Source organism: Rickettsia endosymbiont of Nabis limbatus (assembly GCF_965196655.1).
Taxonomy (GTDB): Bacteria; Pseudomonadota; Alphaproteobacteria; order Rickettsiales; family Rickettsiaceae; genus Rickettsia.
In genome coordinates this window covers 71,240-92,831 of the sequence record NZ_OZ239771.1, presented here as the reverse complement: position 1 = coordinate 92,831, position 21,592 = coordinate 71,240, and the positions used below count along the sequence as shown (strand labels likewise).

Below are 21,592 nucleotides of genomic sequence, written 5' to 3'. Positions count from 1 at the left end.
TAACCCAGATAATACAAATAAAGAAGATGATTATAAGCGTTTTAATAAAACTATGAAACAAGAATTCTTTGATACAGCTATGCGGAAAAAGATCTACACTGATCTTGATGATTTACAATTAGATCTTGATATTTGGTTAGAGCATTTCAATAATGAGCGACCACATTCAGGAAAATATTATTATGGTAAAACGCCTATGCAAACTTTTAAGGATAGTAAGAAATTAGCTATTGAAAAGAACAATGAAATCTTATATCTTGAATACTCATCTGACAGTCATAATTTATCAGATATTCAGATATAATTTTTATAGTGTCTGTAAGATCAAATCTTGACTTCTGCATTTGAGCACTTTTTTGATGCGGTTTACTATGCTCTTAAAAAAGTCACTACCTTATCGCATTAAGCTATACCACCAATTAATCAAAGCGAAGTTGATTGTTTAGGAGGCAATAACGAAATACAGAGTCATATAACTTGAAAACCACTCTTTGTGTCATGCGGTGGGGACATTATTGCGTGGAACAGTTTTCCAGTTGTCATCTAGCTCACTTGTAGCGGGATCCAGTTAAAAATACTAATAATATATTTTAGCTATATTCTTTTACGTGTAAATAAATATAATCCTATTGATAAAATAAAGAATATATTCAAGTAACAAGCAGTAATAAAAGCTAAATTTTTTGAAGCAAAGTTTTGTAGTGTAAAGTGAGCAGAAGTAGCTATTAATACTGATAAAGCAGCAAATAATATCGGCATGAAAGTTGTTTTTTTACTATAAGGATATTTTAAGAAAACTGCCAATGCTAAAAATGGTAATACAAAATTATATAAAGGCCAAATGATTCGTTGATGGGCTTCGGCAATTAATTTAATTTTTTTCATAGGGTTTAGATCAATAGGAGGTGCAAGCAATTCGTCAATATAATATTCATTTGCTTCTTTATTATGTGTTGTTCTTTGTGATATTAACGGATTATCATTTTGTAGCTTTATCATCAATGAATCAAAAGTTAGCTGCGTTATATTCCCATTTATATCATATTCTTGCCTACTACCCTTACTAAGCTCAAAAATAGGATCATTCTTGTATATATCAAGTATTCCAGAATTTGCAAATACTACGGATGGGTTATCAGTATTGCGGTTATCAAATATGATTACTCCTTTCATAACATTCCCTACAGATTTTTTATCTATATAAACAGTAATATCTTTTGTTATTTTGTTAAAAGTCTTTTCCTCAATCATACTTGATATATAGTTATTCTTTATAAAGCTTAAACGTGATTTTAAATTTATATGAGATAAAGGCATGATGGTAGAAGATATGTAATAAGCAAGTAATGCAACTATCAATGCTACATATAAAGCAGGTAGTGCTAATTGTAGGTTACCTACTCCCGAAGTTTGTAATATAATTAATTGTCTCTCAATTTTTAGGTTATTATAAATATAAATTATTGTAATAACTGTTATGATGGGTAATAAAATAAATAGTAAGGTAGGTAGGACTAAAATTATTAAACTCAGGAAATCCATAACTTTTATACCTTTGTCAAATAAATATAAAAGCTTTAATACTTGAGTAATCCATACCAAGCTAGTCATTGAAAAAGTAATGACTATAAGCAGAGGTAGGATATTTTTTATAAAATATTTTCGATATAGTAACATATATTTATTCCAAATGTGTGTCGTCCCATGACTTAATCGCCGGCATTGCGAGGAGGCATTGTTGCGTGGATCAATTTTTCCTCTGTCATCCCGCGAGCTTGTAGCGGGAACCAGCTTAAAATACTAAAATTGTTAGTGTTAAGATTTGCTTTTCTGGATATCGTGGTCAAGCCACGGTATGACTACCTTAGGGCGTTTTTTGATCCACGCAACAATGCTTTGCAAGGAGCCGTAGCGACGTGGCAATCTCGTGAAGCAAAACTCCTGAGATTGCACACGTACAAAACTTACAGTTTTTCCTCGCAATGACTAAGAATAAACCGACCCACCCACTTTATTACATTATTTTTAAAAATTCGGTAAATTAGCTTACCAATTAATATTGTTATAAGTCCGGTTATAATACCATAAATTATGTCGCTTGGATAGTGCATAGCAAGACTAATGCGAGATAAAGATACTAATATAACAACACAAATCATTAATATTTTAACTGGTAATTTAATATAATTCCAAATAAAATACGTTACTAAAACGCTAAGTGCCGTATGGCTACTTGGAAAACTCGATAAACATCTTTCACTTGTAGTATTTAATATAGTGATAAAACTTCCTTCATGGAGGATGCAATAAGGGCGTGGTAAATTAACAGTAAATTTAAGAGCAGTAAAGACCAAACCAAATATGCTGTATATTATCCCGACTTCGACTAATTTATTATAATTATGCCAAAATTTATTTTGTCGCTCATTATCATTTTTAATTTTCTTTAGTTGAATATAAAGATATATACAGTATAAAATATATATAATGGCAAAATTAGCGATATTAAAACAAAAAGAAATTATTCTTAAAAAGTAAGCAAATAGCCCAATATTAGTAATTTTATTTAAAAATAAGAATATTTCTTGATTTAAGCCGCAAAAATTATAAAAAACTTCAAACATTATTTTATTAGTTTATGTTACAAGTAACAATACTGGGCTGCGGAGCATCTATAGGCGTACCGGTTATCGGATGCGATTGCTCTGTATGTCTATCAGATTCAAAGTACAATAAAAGAACTAGATCAGCAATATATATCAACGATGAAAATAGTCAAATATTAGTTGATTTTGGTTTTGATATTAAACATCAACTAATAAGAGAAAAGGTAAATAAACTTGATTGTGCGATATTAACGCATTATCATTCTGATCACGTTAATGGAATTGATGATTTACGAATATTTTCTTTTATGGAAAAAAAGGCACTAGAAATCTATACAGACGAGAGTACTGCGGCAAATTTACATAAGAAATTTGACTATTTATTTAATTCTGATTTATTTGTACAAGGTCAGATATTTGAAACTAAACAAGTTAATTTTTCTGACAAGATTAAGATTAACACAATTGAAATACAATTTTTTAGGCAAAATCATGGTCCTATTGATAGTTTAGGTTTACGGATAGGTGATTTTGTGTATTCGCCTGATGTTATTAATTTCCCGCCAGAGTCAGAAAAATTTTTACAAAATATAAAAGTATGGATTTTAGATTGTATGGATTTTACTTCAAATAAAAACCATGCAGGGCTTGATAAGGTCTTAGAGTGGCAAGAGAAATATAAACCAGAGCAAATATTATTGACAAATATGCGGCATACTATAGATTATCATGAAATTATAAAAATACTTCCAGATAATGCTAAGCCACTTTATGATGGTTATAAATTTAATATATGATTATTTTAGAAAAAGTCTGTAAGCGTTACGGCAAAAATTACGGAATAAAAAATATAGATTTAAGTTTTACTGCTAAAGAAACCACTGTAATAATTGGTCCGTCAGGAGGTGGTAAAACTACTTTGTTACGTGTTTTAAATAATTTAGAAGAGCCAACTAGTGGAACTTTGCTTGTAGATGGCAAAAAGCTATTGCCAAAAGATAGAAGAAAATTGCGGCTAAAAGTTGGGATGGTTTTTCAGAATTTTAATCTCTTTCCGCATTTAAGTGTGGGTGATAATCTGATTTATACACCGGTGAATGTTTTAAAAATTCCAAAAGATGAAGCTATATCAAAAGCAAAGGAATTGCTTGAAAAGTTTAAGCTAAGCCAGAAGTTTAACTCGTATCCCGCAAATCTATCAGGTGGGCAGAAGCAGCGTATTGCAATAGCAAGGGCTTTAATGATGAAGCCGGAAATTTTATTGTTCGATGAGCCAACTTCAGCGTTAGATCCTGAAAATATTAAGGATGTGATCGAGAATATTAATTTACTAAAAGAGCAGATGAGTATGGTAGTAGTAACCCATCACTTAAAATTTGCCAAACTAATAGCTGATCGTATTATTTTTATGGATCAAGGACAGATTTTAGCAAATCAGCCGGCACAAGAGTTTTTTAACAAACCAGCTTCTCATAGGGCTAGGTTGTTTTTAGAAAATATCGGGGATTTTTTATAAAGAAGTGCATTTCTGCACCTCCTTATGGAAAAGAATAAATCAAAAAGTATCAAAAATAAAAGGTGACTTCCACTTTTTATATTAATTGTTATACTTTCAATATGGACAGAAAATACATAAAACTTATATTTATAATTTGCAGTACTATATTCGTAACTGGCTTAGCATACAAATATATCAATCAGCACTATCCAAAGTTTTTTAAAGAGCCACAGAATATCGGAAGTTTTTGTGCGTCGTTATTAATATTATTTAGTGTAATTTATAGCACTATAAGTCAAAATGAAATACGTAAATTTTGCTTGCAGTTAGCAGCTTGGGCAGCAGTTTTTTTAGTTATAATTATCGGTTATGCTTTTAGATTTGAGCTAAATTATGCTTACCAAAGAGTAGCATCAGTGTTGATTCCATCATATAATTGGTCTACAGAAGCTGGCGAAATAATCATAGCTCGTAGTGGAGATGGACATTTTTATATTGATGCTGATGTGAATAATGTTAAGATAAGCTTCATGGTTGATACTGGAGCAAGTGATGTAGCTTTAACAAAAGAAGATGCTCAAAAATTAGGATTTGATCTAACTCAGTTAAAATATACTAGAACCTATCTAACTGCTAATGGTGAGAATAAAGCTGCTCCTATAAAATTAGATAGTGTAGTAATCGGTAAAGAATTTAAGAATGTTAGTGGACATATCGGACTTGGTGATCTTGATGTTTCTCTTCTTGGTATGTCAGTACTTGAACGCTTTAAAGGCTTTAGAATTGACAAGGATCTACTAATTTTGAATTACTAGAATAAAGCTTATTTAAAGCCTATAGTCCTCAAACTAATGGAATATGTGAACGATCCCACAAAACTATGCAGAAAAAATTTCATCATATTTATCCCGTAAAAAGTTTTATTCCACCTTATAAGAATTACAAATTGATATAGATAATTGGCATTGAACATGAGAATATTAGTAATTGGAGCTAACGGCTTTATTTGATCATATATTACTGCTGCATTATTAAAAAGTAATTATAAAGTAGTATGTGCCGTTAGGGATATTGAATCCACTAGAAAAAATTCCCTACTACAGAAATTATACATTGTGATTTTAATACAGCTCTTAGCCCTCAAGATTGGATAAATAAATTAGAGAAAATAGATATAGTTATTAATGCCTCAGATGTATTAACGTCTAGTCGTGCTAATAATATTGAAAATGTTCATGTTAATGATCCAAAAGCTCTATTTAAGGCTTGCACTATTACTAACGTAAAAAGAATTATTCATATTTCAGCTCTTGGAATAGATGATGAAAAAAACACTGCTTATGCTTTAGCCAAAAAAGTAACAGAAAGATATTTACAAAAATTAGAAAATATAGATTGGGTAGTTTTACAACCTTCTCTCATTTATGCGAACGGTTGCTATGGTGGTACATCATTATTTAGGGCTTTAGCAACATTACCGTATTTTATTCCTCTAATAGGTGAAGGTTTACAACAATTTCAACCTATCCATATTGAAGATCTAACGAAAGTAATCATTCATTGTGTAGAAAGAAAAGGAAAAATTTGTAGATTAATGATACTCCTCGCAGCAGAGCTACGAGGTATCTATCCAAAAAGTTTTAACTGTTTTTGTTGAAATGCTTTATAAGAAGGTTTGCCTGAACCTTGATTTTTTACATAATTACGTAATTTCCGCTCATCACCATGTTTACCTACTGTGCTCATAAAATATCCTTTACTCCAAAACTCACTTCCCCATAATTTTTCTTTAAGATTTGGATATTTCTTAAACATTTCCTTAGATGTAATACTTTTTATGATTTGAGTTATTTTTGTTGGGCTATACATTGGTATTGACTGTAGTAAAAAATGTACATGATCTTTATCTACTCCTATTTCCAAAAATCTAATTTCATAACGAGCTTCTATGTCCTCACAAATTTTACATAAATAATCGTCTAGTTCCTCTTTGAATATTACTCTTCTATACTTTGCCGGTGTTACTAAATGATATATTAGTACTGTGACATTATCACTTTTATGTATATAACTGCTTTCTTCCATGCATCTAGTATACGCGAGTTTCGTATTCAAAAAGTCGCTGTATAGCTGATAAACAGTGGGTTACGGGGATATTGATAATACTGTTTTTGTTATAAAGTGAGTACAAAATACAAATTGCTAATTAAAATATGGTATTTATAGTATAAGAAAAAAGTTTATAGGTTATTGAAAAAACTTTAAGAGCAATAACCTATGATAATGGATTTTACAGAAATATTTTGTTACGTCGATGATTTTTTTCAAGAATTAGACAAGCATACAAATTCAATTACTAACCATAACAACAAATCTGGTCCTAAAAGTCGACTTAACAGAAGTGAGGTAATAACAATTATAATAGGCTACTGGCAGTCATCTTATGATTGTTTTAAGAATTATTATCTGAAGCAAATATGGATTTATCATCAAAGAGATTTTCAATTAGTAAGCTATAGTCAATTTATAAAAATAATAGGTCCACATTTACCACTATTAGTACTGATATTTAATTCTATTTTGGATCAGTGTGATGGCCTTTCTTTTGTAGATTCAAGTAGTATAGAGGTATGTAAGAGATACCGTATTTCAATGAATAAAGTGTTCGCCGGCATAGCAGCACGCAGTAAGACAACAAAAGGTTGGTTCTATGGACTTAAACTACATCTAATAATTAATAGAGCCGGTGGTATAGTTAAAGCATCTTTTAGCCCTGGCAATAAGGATGATAGAAAACAGCTGGAACTGATGATCAAAAATCTTTTTGGTAAAGTATTCGGAGATCGTGGTTATATTTCACAACAATTTTTAGAGCAAGGAATTTTTATGGTAACTAGGGTAAAGAAAAATATGAAAAATAAACTTATGTCTATGTTGGATAAAATATTATTGCTTAAAAGAGCATTAATAGAATCTGTGTTTAGTAAAATTAAACTATTGGGGAAGTTTGAGCATTCAAGGCATAGATCAGTTACAAATGCCTTTGTGCATATGGTTGCAGCACTGATAAATTATCAAATGTCTGATAATAAACCTTCTATTACATCTCTCTTGATATGCTAAATCCTATGCTATATTAATTCGAAACTCGCGTTAGTATATCACGAAGCAGAGCTTCGGGGAATTAAACCCTAAGAGATTAATTTGTTGTGTTTGCGGCTTGCTTCTTTTGCTCAAGTAAACTTTTTACTCTTCTATTTAATTCTTCTCTTCTTTTTTTGTAACAAATCTTGTTTTTGGTCAAATAATTATTAAATGGAGATAAGAAATGAACTTAAATCAAAAAATAATAAAGCCAAAATTAGGATTACTAGAACTCGCTAAGAGTCTTGGTAGCATATCATCAGCATGTAAAGCGATGTGATATAGTAGAGATAGTTATTACAGATTTAAAGAACTGTATGAAACTGGTGGTGAAGAAGCGTTGTATGAGATTAGCCGGAAGAAGCCAATAATAGCGAATAGAGTTGATCCAGCGATAGAGAAGGCAGTAATGGATATGGCAATAGAATATCCAGCATATGGACAGATTCGAGTATCAAATGAGCTTAAGAAGAGCGGTATACTTGTATCACCTGGAGGAGTGAGATCAATTTGGTTACGTAATGATTTAAACAATATCAATAAAAGGCTTAAAGCATTAGAAGCAAGGATGGCTCAGGATGGTATTGTACTTACTGAATCTCAGTTACAAGTACTAGAGAAACGACGTAGCGAAAAAGAAGCCCATGGCGAGATTGAGACACAGCATTCAGGTTATCTAGGATGCCAAGATACATATTATGTAGGAAATTTTAAGGGTATAGGTAAGGTTTATTCTCAGGTATTTATTGATAGCTATAGCAGAGTAGCTGATGCTAAACTATATATACTGGGGTCGTTGAAAGATAATTTTTGATAGTAAACGCGAGTTTCGTATTCATAAAGTCGCTGTATAGCTGATAAATACTGGGTTACGGTGGATATTGATAATACTGTTTTTGTTATAAAATGGGCTTAAAATGCATAAATTTTCAGCAATTTGTCTTTTTTGACTCCAATTATTACAGTATGAAACTTATCCAATCTCCCAAAAGCCTTAAAAAATCAGGATTGTGGCAAATTCCTTAACTATAATTTAGGCATCTTAATACGAAACTCGCGTTACAAAAGATAGAGCAAAGTTGTTTATACAAATTTCAAAACAAAAAAACACCAACAGAAAGACAGGGAATGAGTAAGAAAAAAGAGATCAAATTAAGAGTAAGCGAAGATTTGCATAATAGTCTAAAAGCGACTATGTCTAATTGTGGCGTATCAGTAAATAGAGGGGTAGTAGAGTTATTAAAACAACAAATAACCCTTACAGACAAACCGTTACTGACAGAGAAACAAAATAAAACTGTACAAAAGATTATAGAAAAAAGAATAAGACTTACCGAAGATGAAGCGCAAATACTTCAGCAATACGCACAAGAAAACGGATGGAAATTAACACAAGAAATAAGATATCGCGTAATAGGGAGCCTCAGCAAAAAAGGTAAAATAAGCGGTGAAGAGATGCGTGAAATAAGAGAGAATAGAAATGCAATTAATGCATTAGGGCGTAACATTAATAGAATAATTAGAGAGGGTCGCACAGTAGACCAAGAAGGCAAGAACGTATGCAAAGATTTACTAGGTCTTATACTAAAATTAAATAAGCAAATAGAGAAAATAATTCAAGAAAGTGAAGAACGATTTTTAGTTAATAAAAAGTCAAAATAGGCGGAAGTATAATGGGAGTATATGTAGAGAAAGAATGGAGGTATAGGAAAAGTAAAAATGCAAGTGAATCTGCATTTTCATATAAAATCAATCACTTTCATCTCTCAGATGAAAGTGATTGATTAAAATAGGCCACAAAAAGGAAAATTGCCAAAATATATTCTATGATGTCGGATTTGGCCTGCACTTGTCATGTTACATAAAATACACCTGTTCCGGAGTAAGATATTCCAATGACTGGTGCATTCTTGCTCTATTATAAAAATTTATTTGATATTTAAGATATTATGCATATAATGCACGCTTTATTAATTTATATGCTGAAAATCAATGAAAAATTTTATTCTTATCCTATTCAATAAGACATTTAATAGTGCTGACGTAGCAAAAGACAGAGTATTGCGATGTGACGATGAAATATACAATGACATAAAGGAGCATAGGGCAGAGTTGCATGAGGACCATAATTATCTCGATTCTTTTGTAGAAAAATCTTGTTCCCTGCTCACAAAGCAACATATCGATGCAATCCCATTTCCTAGAACCGTACTCATCTCAGATCAAAATGATATGGTTAATATGTTGAAACAGTACAATAATACAGATTTTGGGTATCAACACATAGCTTTTAATAATACAGCAGATGTATCATGCCATGGTAGTAGTGAATCGTGGTCTAATTGGATATCAAGTCAGCTGGAGAGCTTATATCACCATATTTGTACGGACACTGCGAATTACTGTCGTGCAAACCATCATCAAGAGATCTTATCCATATCTCAACAACTCATCTCAAGCATAGATCGCACTTTCTGTCATCATGATACTACTGATACTACGGCTAATCCTAGTATTAGTTTCGATGTTACAAATAACATCGATGTTACGAATAACTATTATAGCAACAATACTACTAGTGATGATGATTCAAATGGTGACATGTTTATTTATGGGGTTATTGCAGGAGCGGCAATCTTTTTAACCGGATATTGTACTCAGAAAATAATAGATTATGTACAAAGAAAATATTGTATACCGAATCCTAATGACAATACTGATCTACAAGAACTCACAGTTTTGACAGGCGCACAGGTAGTATTAGGCACTCCTAAAGATGCAATACAAATGCATAACGCAGAACACAGTATAGAAGAACCACTCTATGAGAATATAGACACTATGGGCAACACAGGAGCTATTTTAGATTAACGTAAGGACGGAACCGATATACTTGTTGGAAAAAGTATGAATTGGCATCATTTATAATAATTTTATTAATTACATAATCCATATTAATCCTATTAACTAAACAAAGAGAAATAATGAAATCCAAATTTTTTAGACACCTAAAATGCATATCACCAGAGGACGATTCAGATGCACAAGAGACCATGCAGAAAACAGAATTATCTCAAGATGAACTACAGCAAATAAATGTAGTATCTAGATTTTCAAAATTTAATCTTGTAACTCTTGCATCAGCGCAAAAACAACACTATAAGTTATCAGAAGATACCTGTGTACCTAATAATTTTCACCTTACACCCGATATATTGCGAAAGCAACTGAGCAATTTAAAGAAGACAGCGAAGCAAAGTATGGATCGCGATATGTCAAATGATCACAATACAGAATGTGATGAATTAGAGTCTCCTCAAGCTGTAGTCACAAAAGGAAATGATATATCCGAGATACCTATTGCTGAAGCGTTACCACAATCTAATAGAGATACTTATAGTGTTATGTGGCAAGAGGTTGATGCCATACTTGCATCTTGCTCCCATTTCTTAAATAATGATGAGCACACAGATTTGAGCGGCTTAGATAGCACTCATGGATTGGATGGGTGCTGAGACGGACGGTGTGAACCCAAATATTCTTAGGAGCGTTATATCTCTTGCTTCCGTTGTGAGAACGTTCATAGAACCATATCCGTCAAGTTAAGGAAATAAGCAAGACTTACGCTATGTTATGGCAAATATACTAAAACCCTTCGCGAAAAGGTATATTTTATAGTGAAGTTTTTGATAAAAACCCATGATTTAAGGGGTGGTTGTCAAACATAGCGTAAGTTTTGCTAATTGAGATAGCAAATGAGACCAGTGTATTGGATACACTCCAATCCTAGGCTCTGTACAAATAAGTGTGTGTGTGCCGTAGCAAAGCTATAGAAGAGATGGTGGTAGGTCCACCGAGATCGGTTATCGAGAGTTGGTCTCAAACTACCTTAAGCGGCTGTGGTTAAGAGCGATGGTCGTGAGCATTAAGGAAAATCAAAAAAAACTTTTTGGTGAAGTAAGGATTAGAGAGATGAATGAGAGTGAACTACTATAAGCGTCGTAAATGATAATAGTATCAAAACCTAGGGCTACACATTCTCTAGGGATAAGCTTATCGGCTACTCGGATGTTGGGTAAGCGGTACTCGGTGTATAGGTGGCATGAATCTAATCTAGGCTCTTTTATGGAACTGCGGGAACCAGTCGTACTGATGTAAAAGTAGAATATCAAGCAGGGTGACTGCAAGATAAAGAATACTAAAGCAGTGCACTGGGGCGGATCACTTTGTAGTAGTATTGAAGTTGTTGTAATGACGATGGAGCGAAGGAAGTGAATTAAACTGTCTAACTAATATTCAACTTTTTTTTAAAGGGATGAGATAGAGGTAATGACGAAACCATTTAAGATTTCGAAACTGTTAGTGTTGCAAGCATACAAGCTTATAAAAGCAAATGCTGGAGCTGCAGGAGTTGATCAACAAACGATAAAAGATTTTGAAGAAAACTTGAAAAAGAATTTATACAAGATCTGGAATCGTATGTCTTCAGGAAGTTATATGCCACAGCCTGTTAAAGCTGTAGCCATACCTAAGAGAAATAGAGATCAACGAATTTTAGGAGTGCCTACAGTAGAAGATAGAATAGCTCAGATGGTAGTAAAGTTAGAACTTGAACCAAAAATTGAACCTCACTTTTTAAAGGATTCATATGGATATCGTCCAAATAAATCAGCCTTAGAAGCTATAGAGGTAACAAGGCAGAGATGCTGGAAAAATAATTGGGTACTGGAGTTTGACATCAAGGGATTATTCGACAATATACAGCATGCACTTATCATGAGCGCATTGAAGAAACACAATAATAATAAATGGATAGAATTATACATAGGAAGATGGTTAAAAGCAGCAATGCAAAAATCAGATAGGAAAATAGTTACTAAGAGTTGTGGTGTACCTCAAGGAGGAGTAATTAGTCCAATGCTAAGTAATTTGTTCATGCATTATGCATTTGATAAATGGATGGAAAGAAATTATCCAAAAGTTGAATGGTGTCGATATGCAGATGATGGTCTTGTTCACTGTAAAACAGAAAATCAAGCGAAAGAAATATTATCTAAGCTAGTTGAAAGATTTATAGAGTGTGGCATTGAAATGAATTTAGAGAAGACAAAGATAATCTACTGTAAGGATAATAGACGGAAGGATAATTATCCAAGCATATCTTTTGACTTTCTTGGATACACTTTCAGACCTAGAACAGTAAAGAATAGTAAAGAGAATAGGATTTTTACTGGATTTAATCCAGCAATTAGCAAACAGTCTTGTAAAGAAATACGCCAAAAGATAAGAACCTACCAAATATATAAAAGAAGTGGATCAAGCTTAGAAGATATTGCTAGGGTATGTAACCCTAAACTAGTAGGTTGGATTAACTATTATGGTAAGTATGGTATATCAGAATTGGCATGGGTTTTACAACATTTTACTAAGATCTTAGTAAAATGGGCAATGAGAAAATATAAACGGTATACGAGGCATAAAATTAAAGCAATAAAGTATATCCAAAATATTGCGTTGCATAACCCAAATTTATTTGCACATTGGAAAATAGGGATAACAAGAGTGGTTGTTTAATGGAAGCCGTATAAGCTGAGAGGTTTACGTACGGTTTTGAGAGAGGCTAGGGGGAAGAAAATTCTACTGGCCTACTCACCAAATTTCTCAAAGGTTATATTAACAATAATATAATTTATCAGGAATAATATGAGTAACAGTAACCAAGAGAAGATAAAGCAAGCAGTAGATTTGCTAATAGATAAAGATACTGATTTAACGAGTTTTTTTGCCAAAGACGGGATATTAAAGCAGTTAACTAAAAATATATTTGAAAGGGCCTTAAAAGCTCAGATGGATGAGCATCTTGGCTATAACAAATATGGCAGGATAGAGACTGACAATAGTAGAAATGGTGTAGGCAAAAAAAGCCTAATTACTGAAGGTGGAGTATTGGAACTTGAAGTACCACGTGATAGAAATGCTGAATTTTCTCCTGTACTAATACCGAAACGTCAGACTAGGATTGATGGATTAGATCAGAAGATATTATCCTTATATGCTGAAGGGATGAGCCGCTCTGACATTAAGATTCAGATTCATGAGCTATATGGTGCAGAGATCAGTGAAAGCCTTATTAGTCGGGTTACCGATAATGTTATGGATGAGGTCAGGAGTTGGCAGAATAGGCCTCTGGAAGCCATATATGCTATAGTATATTTTGATGCACTTATAGTTAAAGTACGTCAAGATAAGAGAATTATCAATAAGGCGGTATATGTAGCTTTAGGTGTAGATTGAACAGGAAGGAAAGATATTTTAGGCTTGTGGATTAGCGAGAATGATGGTGCTAAATTTTGGTTAAATAATTTTACTGAAATGAAAAACAGGGGATTAAAAGATATCTTAATTGCTTGTAGCGATAATCTAACGGGCATGAGTGAGGCGATATCTGCAGTATATCCACAAACTGAGCATCAGCTGTGCATTGTACATCAAATCAGAAATAGTTTGTCATATGTAAGCTATAAAGATCGTAAAGAACTTTCAGCAGATTTGAAGCTAGTATATAGCTCTATCACTGAGGATGAAGCACTTACTGCCTTATCTGATTTTGATATGAAATGGGGCAAACAGTACCCACATATTGCAAAATCATGGCAAAATAATTGGCAGAATTTGATAATGTTTTTACAATACCCAGAGGTAATTAGGCGTATCATTTATACAACCAATGCGATTGAAGGATTAAATAGCCAATTACGCAAGGTGACTAATAACAAAAGGGTTTTTCCTAACGACGACTCTGTATTTAAGACTTTATACTTGACAATTGACTATATTACGCGAAAATGGACTATGCCTATCCAAAATTGGGGCGAGGCTATGGCTCACTTTTTGATAAAATTTGAGGGTCGAATTTAATGCCTATTTTAGAATTTCCACACTTATTTGGACAGAGCCTAGTAGTATCCACTACTACTTTCATCTATATTTCTTCTAATATATTGTATATTATATCGATTAGTAGACATCAGTCTACTAATAACGTTTTTACGATTTAGTGTACAGTAAATTAAGGTCTTTTTGCACTGTCTACTATATTATAATTTAGTAGACAGTTCACTTAATTCCATTGATACTACACAACATCAATCCTCTACTCACTCAGCTTGTAAAATCTAATTAACGCTGCTCCATTAATTTGACAAAAAAACGTTTTAGGAATAAGAAAATATTATGTGGGAAAGTAGTACACTTATAGAGCCTTCTAAAACTTCAATCCTAATTATTCTTTTAACGCGAGTTTCGTATTCAAAAAGTCGCTGTATAGCTGATAAACAGTGGGTTACGGGGATATTGATAATACTGTTTTTGTTATAAAGTGAGTACAAAATACAAATTGCTAATTAAAATATGGTATTTATAGTATAAGAAAAAAGTTTATAGGTTATTGAAAAAACTTTAAGAGCAATAACCTATGATAATGGATTTTACAGAAATATTTTGTTACGTCGATGATTTTTTTCAAGAATTAGACAAGCATACAAATTCAATTACTAACCATAACAACAAATCTGGTCCTAAAAGTCGACTTAACAGAAGTGAGGTAATAACAATTATAATAGGCTACTGGCAGTCATCTTATGATTGTTTTAAGAATTATTATCTGAAGCAAATATGGATTTATCATCAAAGAGATTTTCAATTAGTAAGCTATAGTCAATTTATAAAAATAATAGGTCCACATTTACCACTATTAGTACTGATATTCAATTCTATTTTGGATCAGTGTGATGGCCTTTCTTTTGTAGATTCAAGTAGTATAGAGGTATGTAAGAGATACCGTATTTCAATGAATAAAGTGTTCGCCGGCATAGCAGCACGCAGTAAGACAACAAAAGGTTGGTTCTATGGACTTAAACTACATCTAATAATTAATAGAGCCGGTGGTATAGTTAAAGCATCTTTTAGCCCTGGCAATAAGGATGATAGAAAACAGCTGGAACTGATGATCAAAAATCTTTTTGGTAAAGTATTCGGAGATCGTGGTTATATTTCACAACAATTATTTCAACAACTTTTAGAGCAAGGAATTTTTATGGTAACTAGGGTAAAGAAAAATATGAAAAATAAACTTATGTCTATGTTGGATAAAATATTATTGCTTAAAAGAGCATTAATAGAATCTGTGTTTAGTAAAATTAAACTATTGGGGAAGTTTGAGCATTCAAGGCATAGATCAGTTACAAATGCCTTTGTGCATATGGTTGCAGCACTGATAAATTATCAAATGTCTGATAATAAACCTTCTATTACATCTCTCTTGATATGCTAAATCCTATGCTATATTAATTCGAAACTCGCGTTAGTAAAATAAGAGGAAAGGAGGTAATAAATATTTTAAAAAAGAAATTCTGTTTAATATAGAGATAAATGTTATTCAATAGTGTAGTAATTTAATAGAGATTTGTTTACAGAGTTAGAATTTTTATTAATAAATTTCTTTAAGCCATTAAAGTTGTTAAAACCACTAATCGTTTTAAATTAAAACATATGGCATTCATAAATTCGGAGAATTGATTTTTGGCAATTCCTATATATCTAACCCGCTTATTATCTTTTGAAAATACCATCTCGAAAGGTGCTCTGATTTTCGTATAATATTTATCAAGGTCAAAATTCTTATCTTTCATATTATTTTTCTTTATTGCACAAAGATGGACTCCCTTTTTAGCTGCTGCATTCTTGGTAGAGATTGTACAATAACCTTTATCAACATATGTAGCACCAGAACTTGGCATAACATGCTTAAAACCTTTGCTATCGGTAACATTTGCAGGGGTAACTGCAACCTTATTGATCATGCCTGATTGAATATCAACACTCACATGTTTTTTATAACCATACCAAAATTTATTCCCTCCCTTACAGCCAATTTTGGCTTGTTTATCCTTTGCAACCTTAGGCAAAGTCTCATTATTCAATTTATCATATTTTTGTGCTCTTAGTTTATCACGTTCCTCCCAGAGATTAGCTTTTGAGATTAAATGAGAAGCATCTACAAAGGTAAATACTTCACCCATATAGCCTTGTACTCGTAGTTGATCGCGGAATTTTGTAAATATTTTTGATAGTAAATTAGTACCTATTTTTTTACGTATTTTACTAAATACACTATAATCAGGTGTCTTTTCTGTAAGAGCAAAATTACAAAACCATTTCGCCGCTGTGCTATCAGCTAAATAACGTTCTAATTCCCGATCAGATAAGTCTTCCATAAATTGTAGCAGCAAACATTTAAACAGCCTCTCTATACCATATCCTTTATAATTAGCTTCGCATTCTAATGCTAATAACTCAGCTTCAACTGCTTTGAATTTGAATAAACTTTTGAATTTACGATATTGATGATCCGCATTTACTAACTCATCTAAACTTACCATTAGCATTTGATACTCTGACATATAAACATATTTTTTATTTTTTTATTATACCTGCTACCCTCTCATCTCGCAACAGTCCCATACTGATAAAACAGCTTTAACTGCTGCTGATATGCTTAATGACCGCGTGTTACCATGGTATGAAACTCAAGGCATACCAATACTTCGTATTCTGACAGATTGTGGGTCAGAATATAAGGGAAATATAGAGCATCATGCTTTTGAATTATTTCTAAGTATCGAAGGTATAGAACATACTATTACTAAAGCATATTCTCCTCAAACAAATGGTATGTGTGAACGTTTTAATAAAACTATGAAACAAGAATTCTTTGATACAGCTATGCGGAAAAAGATCTACACTGATCTTGATGATTTACAATTAGATCTTGATATTTGGTTAGAGCATTTCAATAATGAGCGACCACATTCAGGAAAATATTGTTATGGTAAAACGCCTATGCAAACTTTTAAGGATAGTAAGAAATTAGCTATTGAAAAGAACAATGAAATCTTATATCTTGAATACTCATCTGACAGTCATAATTTATCAGATATTCAGATATAATTTTTATAGTGCCTGTAAGATCAAATCTTGACTTCTATAAATTATAAACTGTGGAGTAAAAATTTTTTTTGATGTATATGATAATGCTGCTTGTGAACTGGAGTTATAGTAAACTGATTTAAATGCATATAGCAAGTTGTTCATCGTTTCGCCTATTAGTATATGTTCTACTCTCACGCCTGTTACAAAATTCAACTAAGTTTACTATAGTGATAAGAAATACAAATATAAAAGTTTGGCTTATCCTGGCTCACGCAATCAAATCGGGGTTGTTACATGAATCGCTTATATCATTCTCACAGAAGTAGGGTAGTGTTAAGGAAAAATAAACTTTATTAGTATGTTTCCCGTCATTGCAAGAAGAATTACAAAGTAATTCGGCAAAGCAATCTAGTAAAATGCATAGCATTTTTTATTATTTTTCTAGATTGCTATGTCGCTTCGCTCCTCGCAATGACGATTTTAATAATATTACAATTTTACGCGAAAATATTATTATACTTCTGCGGGAAAGACATTGTACGTAATGCAATAAAAACGGATATTGCATAAAAAAGGTAAGTATTTAGCCTTTTATCACAGCTGCTACTTCATCGGCAAAGTTTTTTTCTTCCTGCTTTATACCCTCACCAAGTTCATATCTGATAAACTTAGTAACTTGGATTTCTGCACCAAGTTCTTTAGAAGCATTTTTGATTACTTCAGCAACAGTTAATTTATTATCAAATAAGAAATTTTGCTGTAATAGTACAACTTCAGCAAAGAATTTACGAATTCTTCCTTCAACCATTTTTTCGATGATATTGTCAGGCTTACCTTCTTCTTTTGATTTCTCAAAGAATACTTTTCTCTCTCGTTCTACAAGGGCTTGATCTAAACCAGAATCATCTATACTTTGTGGGTTATTTCCTGCCACGTGAACAGCGATTTGCTTAGCTAAAGCTTCTAATCTTGCTGTATCTTTTGCACTTGATTGTAGACCTACTAATACAGAAATTTTACCTAAGTTTGGTACAACTTCATTATGTACATAAGAGCCAATCGCTCCTTCGGATACTTTAAGTACTTCCATACGGCGTAGTGTTAAGTTTTCACCTATTGTAGCAATATTTTCTACAATGTCTTCTTCTACTGATTTGCCGTTTGGCATTTTAGCTGCTTTTAGTTCTTCTATATCTTTAACATTTATTGCAAGATTAGCAATATTTGTAACCAGACTTTGGAATTGCTCATTTCTTGCGACAAAATCGGTTTCAGAATTTATTTCAACAACAACTCCGGTTAATCCGTTAACTTTAGAAGCTGTTAAACCTTCAGCAGCAATACGTCCAGCTTTCTTTGCAGCAGCAGCAAGACCTTTTTTACGTAAAAAGTCAACAGCTTCTTCAAGATTGCCTTTAGTCTCGATTAAGGCTTTTTTACAATCCATCATTCCGGCACCAGTTTTTTCTCTGAGCTCTCTAACGTCACTAGCACTTATATTTACTTCACTCATATTTTACCTATCTCTATAATTAATTATACTTTTTAAAAAATTGCAATTTTGTCGGATGGCTTGGTTTTTCCGTCATTGCAAGAGAAAACTGTAAGTTTTGACGAAGCAATCCAGTTAAAAATACTATGAGCTAGCATTTTTTATTATTTTTTCTAGATTGCCACGCAAGTACTTTGGCTGCTCGCAATGATGATATATAACAATCCCAAGAATATTTAGTTTTTATCTTCATCAGCATCACTTAATGCTTGCTCAAATTCTGTATTTGCTTCTTCATTGATATTTTTTGTTTTAGAGAACTTTTTAGCTTGTTTTAATTTAGAAACATTTTTAGGAGCTAAATTTTTATCGCCATGTTCTTGGATACTACCTAAATCGACTCCTGAAGCTTTCATTGATTCTTCTAAACCTTGTAGTGCAGCATCAGCAAATAAACTACAATAAAACCTAATTGATCTTATTGCATCATCATTACCTGGAATTGGATAATCTATATGGTCAGGATTAGAATTAGTATCCACAACAGCCACGATAGGTATATTAAGCCTTACAGCTTCACTAATTGCAATATGTTCTTTATTAGTATCGATAATTACTATTAAATCTGGCTTAGAATGTAGCTCTCTGATTCCAGCAAGTGATAGAAGTAATTTATCTTTCTTGCGGTTCATATCAAGTATTTCTTTCTTAGTATAACCGATGCAAGCTTCTTCATTTTCTAAAGTTTGTTCTAATTTATTTAATTTTTCTATAGAACCTGAAATAGTTTTCCAGTTAGTTAGCATTCCGCCAAGCCATCTATGATTTACATAGTATTGTCCGCATTTTTCAGCATATTCTGCTATAATATTGCTTGCTTGTATTTTTGTACTTACAAATAATACTTTGCCATCATTTTTTACAGTTTCATATATTGCATTTAAAGCGACATTCATTAAAGATGCTGTTTGTCTTAAATCAATTATATGTACCTCATCACGCTCACCATATATATAAGGTGCCATTTTAGGATTCCAACGTGAAGTCTTATGACCAAAATGCACGCCGGCATCTAATAAATCTTTAACGCTAACTGGTGGTATTTTTGACATTTATTTCTCCTGAGTATTGTTAGTTTATACCTCCGTAAGATGTATACTAAGGTAGAATTTCAAAAATTGGCTGCGTCGACTTTGTAAGTTCTCTGGTACGAAACTATATTAAGTAGCTGCTTCCGTTCCCCGGCTTACATTCTCTTTGCTCTTTTTGAAATTGACCCTCGTCTACTTATTCACTATTTATTTTAATGAACTAACATTTATCTTACGTGTGAATTTGCTTAAAAATATAAGCCTACAAATTATATACCTATATTCCATAATTTACAAGCCCTTATTCTTTCCTCCATATAGTAGTGCCATCAGGCTTATCTTCTAAAATAATTTTTTCATTTAATAATTTATTACGAATTTGATCAGCTAATTGCCAATTTTTTTGCTTTTTTGCTTCTAAGCGTTCATTAATAAGATTACTTATATAATTTTTGTCTACATCTTTATTAAACCATTCATGAGGTGTTTCATTCATTAATCCAATAAAATTAGCACAAGCAATAAGATTAGAGGCATTAGATATCTTTTCTTCGTCGTTTGTAGCTGTAAAAATAGCTTTGGCATAGTCGTTAATTATTTTAATAGCAAGCGTACTATTCATATCGTCAAGTAGTGCTTCCATGAAATTATTTGGTAAGTGATCTATCCCCCGCATGTTTATATTTTGGACAGCTCTATACCAATAATCTAGAGTTTTTTTAGCATCTTCTATAGCCTTATTGTTATAATCAAGAGGACGCCTATAATGAGTACTTAATAAAAATAATCTCATTATCTCTCCTTTAATTTGTTTATCCATTAAATCCCTGACAGTAATAAAATTACCAAGAGATTTACTCATTTTTTCGCCGTTAACCGTTAAAAAACCATTATGAACCCAGTATTTTGCGTAATTGGAATCTGGAAATGCACATCTACTTTGTGCGATCTCGTTAGTATGATGCGGAAATATTAAATCAGCACCACCGCCATGAATATCAAAGTTTTTACCTAAATATTTATAGCTCATTGCTGAACACTCAATATGCCATCCGGGACGTCCTAGTCCCCATGGGCTTTTGAAGTTCATATTTGCATCTTCATCTGGTTTCGCTGGTTTCCATAAAACGAAATCCTGCGGATGCTTTTTAGTTTTACTATTTTCTACCCGCACACCCTCAAACATATCTTCTAATTTTCGGTTAGATAGTTCCGTATAATTAGGAGCTGATAAAACATCAAAATAAACATGATCATCTGCAATATATGCATGCCCAGATTTAATTAGCTTTTCTATTATTTCGATCATTACATCAATATGCTGTGTAGCCTTTGGTTCTATAGTAGGCGGTAAACAAAATAGATATTCCATATTCGTATGAAATTCTTTTGTAACTTTGTCTGTTAAATCATTAATGCTAATGCCTGAGGTTGCTGCTCTCTCAATTATCTTGTCATCTACATCGGTAATATTCCGTACATATTTTACAGATTTAGCTTCAAATATTTCTATAAGTATGCGGTAGAGTAAATCATATACTACCACCGATCTACTATTGCCTATATGTGGGTTATCATAAACAGTAGGTCCGCAGACATACATTTTTACATTAGTCTGATCTTGAGGTTTAAAAAGTTCTTTGTTTTGGGTGATGGTGCTAAATAAGTAAATTTGCATAAGGTTTGCCCTATTTATAAAAAATTAAATTTTATCTTATTGTGAGGCTTTTTAGCCATAGTATAACTGAAAAATCTAATAGTTAATAAGAAT

At 32.3% G+C, this 21,592-nt stretch carries 17 protein-coding genes and 5 pseudogenes; 15 read left to right on the top strand and 7 right to left on the bottom strand.

Going from position 1 to position 21,592, the window contains the following annotated elements:
* Positions 1 to 34: 34 nt before the first annotated feature.
* Positions 35 to 304: pseudogene (locus tag ACOAL3_RS00470) on the top strand (integrase core domain-containing protein); the annotation flags it as partial.
* A 290-nt stretch (positions 305 to 594) separates the two neighbouring features.
* On the opposite strand, the gene ACOAL3_RS00465 reads toward ACOAL3_RS00470, so the two are convergent.
* A complete protein-coding gene (locus ACOAL3_RS00465) occupies positions 595 to 1,677 on the bottom strand; it encodes an LptF/LptG family permease (RefSeq protein ID WP_419235102.1) in 1,083 nt (360 codons plus the stop codon).
* Between the two features lie 287 nt (positions 1,678 to 1,964).
* Entirely contained in the window at positions 1,965 to 2,624 is a 660-nt protein-coding gene (locus ACOAL3_RS00460) for a phosphatase PAP2 family protein (RefSeq protein ID WP_419235101.1), read from the bottom strand.
* Between the two features lie 14 nt (positions 2,625 to 2,638).
* On the opposite strand from ACOAL3_RS00460, the gene ACOAL3_RS00455 reads away from it, so the two are divergent.
* From ACOAL3_RS00455 to ACOAL3_RS00435, 5 genes and pseudogenes are all read left to right on the top strand, one after another.
* Positions 2,639 to 3,403: an MBL fold metallo-hydrolase gene (locus ACOAL3_RS00455; RefSeq protein WP_395476787.1), complete on the top strand. Its 765-nt coding sequence runs from the start codon at positions 2,639 to 2,641 to the stop codon at positions 3,401 to 3,403.
* Entirely contained in the window at positions 3,400 to 4,122 is a 723-nt protein-coding gene (locus ACOAL3_RS00450) for an amino acid ABC transporter ATP-binding protein (protein ID WP_419235100.1), read from the top strand. The genes ACOAL3_RS00455 and ACOAL3_RS00450 overlap by 4 nt, the downstream gene beginning before the upstream one ends.
* Positions 4,123 to 4,223: 101 nt before the next feature.
* Complete coding sequence (locus tag ACOAL3_RS00445) at positions 4,224 to 4,919, top strand: TIGR02281 family clan AA aspartic protease (RefSeq protein ID WP_395477707.1); 696 nt, start codon at positions 4,224 to 4,226, stop codon at positions 4,917 to 4,919.
* A 14-nt stretch (positions 4,920 to 4,933) separates the two neighbouring features.
* Positions 4,934 to 5,037, top strand: a pseudogene (locus tag ACOAL3_RS00440) (IS481 family transposase); the annotation flags it as partial.
* 172 nt (positions 5,038 to 5,209) lie between these two features.
* The gene (locus tag ACOAL3_RS00435) at positions 5,210 to 5,761 is read left to right on the top strand and encodes an NAD(P)H-binding protein (protein WP_419235662.1); all 552 of its coding nucleotides are present in this window, start codon (positions 5,210 to 5,212) and stop codon (positions 5,759 to 5,761) included.
* On the opposite strand, the gene tnpA is transcribed toward ACOAL3_RS00435, so the two are convergent.
* A complete protein-coding gene (gene tnpA / locus ACOAL3_RS00430; RefSeq protein ID WP_419235099.1) occupies positions 5,731 to 6,189 on the bottom strand; it encodes an IS200/IS605 family transposase in 459 nt (152 codons plus the stop codon). The two genes, ACOAL3_RS00435 and tnpA, sit on opposite strands and share 31 nt — an antisense overlap.
* Positions 6,190 to 6,381: 192 nt before the next feature.
* Here tnpA and ACOAL3_RS00425 point away from each other — a divergent pair, with 192 nt between their 5' ends.
* From ACOAL3_RS00425 to ACOAL3_RS00390, 8 genes and pseudogenes are all read left to right on the top strand, one after another.
* A complete protein-coding gene (locus ACOAL3_RS00425) occupies positions 6,382 to 7,227 on the top strand; it encodes an IS982 family transposase (RefSeq protein WP_419235098.1) in 846 nt (281 codons plus the stop codon).
* 205 nt (positions 7,228 to 7,432) lie between these two features.
* Positions 7,433 to 8,032, top strand: a pseudogene (locus tag ACOAL3_RS00420) (helix-turn-helix domain-containing protein); the annotation flags it as partial.
* A 344-nt stretch (positions 8,033 to 8,376) separates the two neighbouring features.
* Entirely contained in the window at positions 8,377 to 8,910 is a 534-nt protein-coding gene (locus tag ACOAL3_RS00415; RefSeq protein ID WP_419235097.1) for a hypothetical protein, read from the top strand.
* Between the two features lie 330 nt (positions 8,911 to 9,240).
* The gene (locus ACOAL3_RS00410; protein WP_419235096.1) at positions 9,241 to 10,119 is read left to right on the top strand and encodes a hypothetical protein; all 879 of its coding nucleotides are present in this window, start codon (positions 9,241 to 9,243) and stop codon (positions 10,117 to 10,119) included.
* A gap of 182 nt (positions 10,120 to 10,301) precedes the next feature.
* Entirely contained in the window at positions 10,302 to 10,763 is a 462-nt protein-coding gene (locus tag ACOAL3_RS00405) for a hypothetical protein (protein ID WP_419235095.1), read from the top strand.
* A gap of 814 nt (positions 10,764 to 11,577) precedes the next feature.
* The gene (ltrA, locus tag ACOAL3_RS00400) at positions 11,578 to 12,822 is read left to right on the top strand and encodes a group II intron reverse transcriptase/maturase (protein WP_419234633.1); all 1,245 of its coding nucleotides are present in this window, start codon (positions 11,578 to 11,580) and stop codon (positions 12,820 to 12,822) included.
* Between the two features lie 129 nt (positions 12,823 to 12,951).
* Positions 12,952 to 14,166: pseudogene (locus ACOAL3_RS00395) on the top strand (IS256 family transposase).
* A gap of 556 nt (positions 14,167 to 14,722) precedes the next feature.
* Positions 14,723 to 15,580 (top strand): IS982 family transposase, encoded by an 858-nt coding sequence (locus ACOAL3_RS00390; RefSeq protein WP_419234519.1) that lies wholly within the window; start codon positions 14,723 to 14,725, stop codon positions 15,578 to 15,580.
* A 169-nt stretch (positions 15,581 to 15,749) separates the two neighbouring features.
* On the opposite strand, the gene ACOAL3_RS00385 is transcribed toward ACOAL3_RS00390, so the two are convergent.
* Complete coding sequence (locus tag ACOAL3_RS00385; protein ID WP_419234543.1) at positions 15,750 to 16,709, bottom strand: transposase; 960 nt, start codon at positions 16,707 to 16,709, stop codon at positions 15,750 to 15,752.
* A gap of 58 nt (positions 16,710 to 16,767) precedes the next feature.
* Between ACOAL3_RS00385 and ACOAL3_RS00380 the strand changes: the two are divergent.
* Positions 16,768 to 17,256: pseudogene (locus ACOAL3_RS00380) on the top strand (integrase core domain-containing protein); the annotation flags it as partial.
* Between the two features lie 565 nt (positions 17,257 to 17,821).
* On the opposite strand, the gene tsf reads toward ACOAL3_RS00380, so the two are convergent.
* The 3 genes from tsf to cysS form a co-directional block, all read right to left on the bottom strand.
* Entirely contained in the window at positions 17,822 to 18,751 is a 930-nt protein-coding gene (gene tsf / locus ACOAL3_RS00375) for a translation elongation factor Ts (RefSeq protein WP_419235094.1), read from the bottom strand.
* Positions 18,752 to 18,966: 215 nt separating this feature from the next.
* Positions 18,967 to 19,842 carry a 30S ribosomal protein S2 gene (gene rpsB / locus ACOAL3_RS00370; RefSeq protein WP_419235093.1) on the bottom strand — a complete coding sequence of 292 codons (876 nt, stop codon included), beginning with the start codon at positions 19,840 to 19,842 and terminating at the stop codon, positions 18,967 to 18,969.
* Between the two features lie 280 nt (positions 19,843 to 20,122).
* Positions 20,123 to 21,499: a cysteine--tRNA ligase gene (cysS, locus tag ACOAL3_RS00365; protein ID WP_419235092.1), complete on the bottom strand. Its 1,377-nt coding sequence runs from the start codon at positions 21,497 to 21,499 to the stop codon at positions 20,123 to 20,125.
* Between the last annotated feature and the right edge of the window lie 93 nt (positions 21,500 to 21,592).